Here is a 6,661-nt window from a genome sequence, read left to right as displayed (position 1 = left end):
GTGGGCACCTCGCTCGGCGCCCGCGAGCACGTACAGCGCGAGGGAGAGGAAGCCGCGGCCGGCGCCGAGCGAGGTGCCCACCAGCAGGGCCGCGAAGGTCTGGCCGGTCACCGGCACCGGGGAGCCCGGCACGGGCACCGCGATCTGGGCGGCGACTCCGGTGAGCGCGGCACCGCCCACCACGAGCGCGACGTCCCGGACACGGGACGCGGGCAGCAGGTCGGCGAGGACGATGCCGGTACGGGCAGGGGTGACGGCAGCGGTGCTCATTGGGGGGTCTCCGGGCGGGATGAAGGTGCTTCGGGACACGGTGACGCTATCCCAGCGGTCATGCGGCGATCACCGTCGGCGTTCGACAAGGCGGGAACGGACGGTTGGTCACCCTCGTACAAAGGAAGAGCCGTACACCTGCCGGGGCGTGATACCGGTCACTGAGGTGAAGCGGTCTTCGACACTTCTTCGGCCCGGCGGGGGACTGTGGGATCCCGCCAAATGGCTCCCCGTCCGCTGCCCGTACCGCCCGCTCGGCCCTCCGCCTCCGTCCGTCGGTCGCCGGCCGGCGGTCGCGGCTCCCGCCGTGTGACCGCCGTCCCACTCTGCGCACCACGGGTGTCCGCATGCTGGGCGGTCTCTCCCTTCGACGGGAAAGCCGCCCAGACTGGGTCCGTTTGTGCACCTGTCCCCCCACATCGAACGAGTCACCCCATGCCGAGCACCACCGCCGTCGAACGCCCCGGGCGGGCGGACGACACCTCCTCCCTCTCCCACGGCCTGAAGCAGCGTCACCTGTCGATGATCGCCCTCGGCGGAGTGATCGGCGCCGGTCTGTTCGTCGGATCCGGCGCGGGCATCGCCGCCGCCGGCCCCTCGATCGTCGTCGCCTACACCCTGTCCGGCCTGCTCGTGATGCTGGTGATGCGGATGCTGGGCGAGATGTCGGCGGCGTATCCGTCGTCGGGGTCCTTCTCCGCGCACGCCGAGCGGGCGTTCGGCCCGTGGGCCGGGTTCACCGCGGGCTGGGCGTTCTGGGTGCTGCTGTGCACGGCGGTCGGCCTGGAGGGCATCGGCGCCGCGAAGATCGTCACCGGCTGGCTGCCGGGCACGCCGGAGTGGGCGTGGGTGGCGCTGTTCATGGCGCTGTTCTGCGGCACGAACCTGGCGGCGGTACGGAACTTCGGCGAGTTCGAGTTCTGGTTCGCCGCGCTGAAGGTCGGCGCGATCGTCCTGTTCCTCGCCCTCGGCGCGCTCGCGATCGCCGGTGTGCTGCCCGGCACCGACTCGCCGGGCGTCTCGCACCTGACCGACTTCTTCCCGAACGGCGCCGACGGCCTGATCGTCGGTCTGCTCGCCTCCGTCTTCGCCTACGGCGGCCTGGAGACGGTGACCATCGCGGCGGCCGAGTCGGAGGACCCGACGCGCGGCGTGGCGCGCGCCGTGCGGACGGCGATGTGGCGCATCGCGCTGTTCTACATCGGCTCGATGGCGGTCGTCGTCACCCTCGTCCCCTGGGACTCGGAGGAGATCGTGACGAAGGGCCCGTACGTCGCCGCGCTCGACCGTCTCGGCATCCCGGGCGCCGGCCAGCTGATGAACGCGGTGGTGCTGGTCGCGCTGCTGAGCGCGATGAACGCCAACATCTACGGCGCCTCGCGCATCGTGTACTCCCTGGTCGAGCGCGGTCAGGGTCCCCGGGTGCTGGCGAAGGTCTCGGGCGGGGTCCCGCGGATCGCGGTGCTGGGCAGCTGCTTCTTCGGCTTCGTGTGCGTGCTGCTCAGCTACTGGCGGCCGAACGACGTCTTCTCCTGGCTGCTGAACATGATCGGCGCGGTGATCCTCGTCGTCTGGTTCTTCGTCGCCGCCTCCCAGCTGCGGCTGCGGCGCAGGCTGGAGGCCACGTCGCCCGGGAGGCTGGTCGTACGGATGTGGGCGTTCCCCTGGCTCACCTGGACCGCGCTGGCCGGCATGACGGCGGTGTTCGTCCTGATGGCGCGGGATCCCGGCACCCGCGTCCAGCTGTACTCGACGGGCGGGATGACCCTGGTCCTGGCGGCGGCCGGGTACGTCTGGCAGCGCCGGCGCGCCCGGGGCTGACGCACCGCCCACCGCACCGGAAGGCCCCCACGTGGGACACGTGGGGGCCTTCGTCGTGCGTGCGGTCTTGCGCGCGGCAAGCTTGTCGCTGATAGCTTGTAGTTGCAATTCTGTTGCAATAACAGGCCGGAGGGGATCCGCCATGCCCGTCTACACGCTTCCTGAGCTGCCGTACGACTACTCCGCGCTCGCGCCGGTGATCAGCCCGGAGATCATCGAGCTGCACCACGACAAGCACCACGCGGCGTATGTGAAGGGCGCCAACGACACGCTGGAGCAGCTCGAGGAGGCACGGGACAAGGAGCAGTGGGGGGCGATCAACGGCCTGGAGAAGAGCCTGGCCTTCCATCTCTCCGGTCACATCCTGCACTCGATCTACTGGCAGAACATGACCGGCCCGAAGGAGGGCGGCGGCGAGCCGCTGGAGAAGGACGGGCTGGGCGAGCTGGCGGACGCGATCGCCGAGTCCTTCGGGTCGTTCCAGAGGTTCAAGGCCCAGATGTCGAAGGCCGCGGCCACGACCCAGGGCTCGGGCTGGGGCGTCCTCGCCTACGAGCCGCTGAGCGGCCGGCTGATCGTCGAACAGGTCTACGACCACCAGGGCAACGTCGGCCAGGGCTCCACCCCGATCCTGGTCTTCGACGCCTGGGAGCACGCCTTCTACCTTCAGTACAAGAACCAGAAGGCCGACTTCGTCGAGGCGATGTGGAAGGTGGTCGACTGGCAGGACGTGGCCAAGCGCTACGCCGCCGCGAAGTCCCGTACGGACGTGCTGCTTCTCGCCCCATGAACCCCGCACCCCCCACGAGGCGCCCTGCCACGTGATCGTCTTCTCACCCTTCACGCAGGCAGGCGGCACAAGGAAGCCCCCGCGAGGACATGCTCGCGGGGGCTTCCGCCCGAAAACCGCCCCGCGGGCCCGGCGGACCGGACCCGCGGGGCGGCATCCGCGCACGGACGGTCCCTTTCCGGCGCACTCCGCAAAGCGATCCGGCCCCGCCGGCGCCGGGCGGAGGGCTTCAGCCTCCCGGAGGGCTTCCGCCGGCCCGCCGGGTCACAGGTTGCTGAAGTCCGGGCCCACCGTGCGGGTGCGCTTCAGCTCGTAGAAGCCGGGGATCGAGGCGACCGCCAGCGTGCCGTCCCACAGCCGGGCGGCCTGCTCGCCCTTCGGGGCGGGGGTGACGACCGGGCCGAAGAAGGCGATCTGCTCGCCGTCCGGGCCGGGGACGGCGATGATCGGGGTGCCGACGTCCTGGCCGACCTTCTCGATGCCCTCCTTGTGGGAGGCGCGCAGCTCGGCGTCGAACTCGAAGTCCTCCTGGTCGGCGTAGTCGATCAGGTCGGCGGGCAGGCCGGTGTCCTCCAGCGCGGCGGCGATGGCCTCGCGGGTGGCGCCCTCGCCGCGGTTGTGGAAGCGGGTGCCGAGCGCGGTGTAGAGCGGGCCGAGGACCTGCTCGCCGTGCTTCTGCCAGGCCGCGGTCACCACGCGCACCGGCGGCCACGCCTGGGTGGCGAGCATCTCGCGGTACTCCTCGGGCAGCTCGTCCATGCGGGACTCGTTCAGCACCGCCAGGCTCATGATGTGCCAGCGGACCTCGATGTCCCGCAGCTTCTCCACCTCCAGCACCCACCGGGAGGTCATCCAGGCCCAGGGGCACAGCGGGTCGAACCAGAAGTCGACGGGGGTCCTGCCGGACGACGGGGTCGCGGTGGCGGTGGTCTCGGGCATGGCTCTCCTCAACGGTCGCTTTTTCCAGGGCCAACACCGACCGCTCGTCCGCACATTCCCTGCTGCCACGTGTCAGGGGCACATGGCAGGATCATTGCTGTCCTCATCCAGAACACGATCGAGGGAGTACCGTCCGTGCCCGGTGAGAATCTGTCCCGCGACGAGGCCCGGGAGCGGGCCGCGCTGCTGTCCGTCGAGGGATACGAGGTGTCCCTGGACGTGCGATCCGCAGTGGGCGAGGAGACCGGGGAGGAGCCGCGGACGTTCCGGTCCGTGACCACGATCCGCTTCCGCTGCAACGAGCCCGGTGCCTCCAGTTTCGCCGACCTGATCGCGCCCAGCGTCACCGCCGTCTCGCTCAACGGCAAGGACCTCGATCCCAGCGAGGTCTTCGACGGCTCCCGGATCGTCCTGGAGGACCTGGCCGCCGACAACGAGCTGATCGTGGACGCCCAGTGCGCCTACTCCCGCACCGGCGAGGGCCTGCACCGCTTCGTCGACCCGGAGGACGGCGAGGTCTATCTCTACACCCAGTACGAGCCGGCCGACGCCCGCCGGGTCTTCGCGAACTTCGAGCAGCCCGACCTCAAGGCGCCCTTCCGCTTCGAGGTGCGGGCGCCGGAGGGCTGGACGGTGTGGAGCAACGGGGCGGGCGAGCTGCACGACGGGGTGTGGCGGTTCGCCGAGACCAAGCCGATCTCGACGTACATCACCTGTGTGGTGGCGGGGCCGTACCACTATGTGACCGACACCTACGAGCGGGTGCTCAAGGACGGCACGCGGCTGCGGATCCCGCTCGGTGCCCTGTGCCGCAAGGGGCTCGCCCGGCACTTCGACCCCGACGACATCTTCCGGGTCACCAAGCAGGGCCTGGACTTCTTCCACGACCACGTCGACTACCCCTACCCCTTCGGCAAGTACGACCAGGCGTTCGTGCCGGAGTACAACCTGGGCGCGATGGAGAACCCGGGCCTGGTGACCTTCCGGGAGGAGTACATCTTCCGGGGGAAGGTGACCCAGGCCTCCTACGAGGCACGGGCCAACGTCATCCTGCACGAGATGGCGCACATGTGGTTCGGCGACCTGGTCACCATGGAGTGGTGGGACGACCTGTGGCTGAAGGAGTCCTTCGCCGACTTCATGGGCTCCTTCGCGCTGGTCGAGGCGACCCGCTTCACCGACGGCTGGGTCACCTTCGCCAACCGCCGCAAGGCGTGGGCGTACCGGCAGGACCAGCTGCCCTCCACGCACCCGATCACGGCGGACATCCGCGATCTGCAGGACGCCAAGCTGAACTTCGACGGCATCACCTACGCCAAGGGCGCCAGCGTCCTCAAGCAGCTGGTGGCGTACGTCGGCCGGGACGCGTTCCTGGAGGGCGCCCGCCGCTACTTCAAGCGGCACGCCTACGGCAACACCCGGCTGGGCGACCTGCTGGCGGTCCTGGAGGAGACCAGCGGCCGGGACCTGGGCACCTGGGCGCGGGCCTGGCTGCGCACGGCGGGGGTCAACTCGCTGACCCCGCAGGTGACGCTGGGCGCCGACGGCACCGTCGAGGAGCTGGCCGTCCTGCAGGAGGCCGCGCCGTCCCACCCCGAGCTGCGCCCGCACCGCGTGGCGGTGGGCCTGTACCGGCGCTCCGGGGACGGGACGCTGGAGCGGTACGCGCGTGCCGAGACGGACGTGGACGGCGCCCGGACGGTCGTGACGGAGCTGGCCGGCCAGGACGCCCCGGAGCTGGTGCTGGTCAACGACGACGACCTCACCTACTGCAAGATCCGCTTCGACGAGACCTCGCTGGCCACCCTGCGGGAGCACCTGGGCGCGCTGACCGATCCGCTGGCCCGCGCCCTGTGCTGGACGGCGCTGTGGAACATGACCCGGGACGCGCTGCTGCCCGCCCGCGACTTCATCGGCCTGGTGCTGCGCTTCGCGGGCCGCGAGTCCGACATCGGGGTGCTGCAGATGCTGCACACCTGGGCGGAGTCGGCGCTCGTGCACTACGCGGCGCCGCAGTGGCGCGAGACGGGCGGACGGCTGCTGGCCGAGGGCGCGCTGGCCGAACTGCGGCAGGCCGAGCCGGGAAGCGAGCACCAGCTGGCGTGGGCGCGCTTCTTCGCCACGACGGCCTCCGCCCCGGACCACCTGGAGCTGCTGCAGGGCCTGCTGGACGGCACGGAGCGGATCGAGGGGCTGGAGGTCGACCAGGAGCTGCGCTGGGCGTTCCTGGAGCCGCTGGCGGCGCACGCGGTGGCGGACGAGAAGAGGCTCGCCGACGAACTCGCCCGTGACGACACCGCCTCCGGCAAGCGGCACCAGGTGCGCTGTCTGGCCGCACGCCCCTCGGCCGCCGTCAAGGAGCAGGCGTGGGCGCAGGTGGTGGAGTCGGACGAGCTGTCGAACGCGCTGGTCGAGGCGACGATCGCGGGCTTCGTCCAGCCCTCCCAGCGGGAGCTGCTCGCGCCGTACGCGCCGAAGTACTTCGAGGCGATCGAGCGGGTGTGGACCGAGCGGTCCATCCAGATCGGGATGGACGTGGTGCGGGGCCTGTTCCCGTGGCTCCAGGACTCGCCGAAGACCCTGGAGGCGGCGGACGCGTGGCTCGCCGCGCACGAGCAGGCCGCGCCCGCCCTGCGCCGGCTGGTCCTGGAGGCGCGGGACGACCTGGCCCGGGCCCTGCGCGGACAGGAGTGCGACGCGGCAGCCGGGTCCACGGCCGCATGACCCCCTAGCCCTGGTAGCTCTGGCCAAAGGTCGAGCGCGCAGTCATCGTTACGAAATTCCGGCACAACAGGCCGTAACCCCTGGTCCACCCCCCGGGGACCAGGGGTTACGGCGTGT

At 70.9% G+C, this 6,661-nt stretch carries 5 protein-coding genes; 3 read left to right on the top strand and 2 right to left on the bottom strand.

Annotation, left to right across the window (positions count from 1 at the left end; all coding sequences use genetic code 11):
* The coding region (locus CCN35_RS15995; RefSeq protein WP_211285531.1) for a biotin transporter BioY at nt 1-270 on the bottom strand (270 nt) is incomplete at its 3' end.
* A gap of 435 nt (nt 271-705) precedes the next feature.
* Here CCN35_RS15995 and CCN35_RS15990 point away from each other — a divergent pair.
* Nucleotides 706-2,091, top strand: coding sequence for an amino acid permease (locus CCN35_RS15990; protein ID WP_067398960.1), 1,386 nt, complete (start codon nt 706-708; stop codon nt 2,089-2,091).
* Nucleotides 2,092-2,233: 142 nt separating this feature from the next.
* A complete protein-coding gene (locus CCN35_RS15985) occupies nt 2,234-2,881 on the top strand; it encodes a superoxide dismutase (protein ID WP_067398962.1) in 648 nt (215 codons plus the stop codon).
* A gap of 264 nt (nt 2,882-3,145) precedes the next feature.
* On the opposite strand, the gene CCN35_RS15980 is transcribed toward CCN35_RS15985, so the two are convergent.
* Nucleotides 3,146-3,820, bottom strand: a complete 675-nt coding sequence (locus tag CCN35_RS15980; RefSeq protein WP_086793236.1) for a mycothiol-dependent nitroreductase Rv2466c family protein — start codon at nt 3,818-3,820, stop codon at nt 3,146-3,148.
* A gap of 135 nt (nt 3,821-3,955) precedes the next feature.
* Between CCN35_RS15980 and pepN the strand changes: the two genes are divergently transcribed.
* On the top strand, nt 3,956-6,544 hold the full coding sequence (pepN, locus tag CCN35_RS15975) for an aminopeptidase N (protein ID WP_067398964.1): 2,589 nt from the start codon (nt 3,956-3,958) through the stop codon (nt 6,542-6,544).
* Nucleotides 6,545-6,661: the final 117 nt, after the last annotated feature.

Source organism: Streptomyces thermovulgaris (assembly GCF_002155915.1).
In the GTDB taxonomy this organism is placed as follows: Bacteria; Actinomycetota; Actinomycetes; order Streptomycetales; family Streptomycetaceae; genus Streptomyces; species Streptomyces thermovulgaris.
This window is presented reverse-complemented; position numbering and strand designations above follow the sequence as displayed.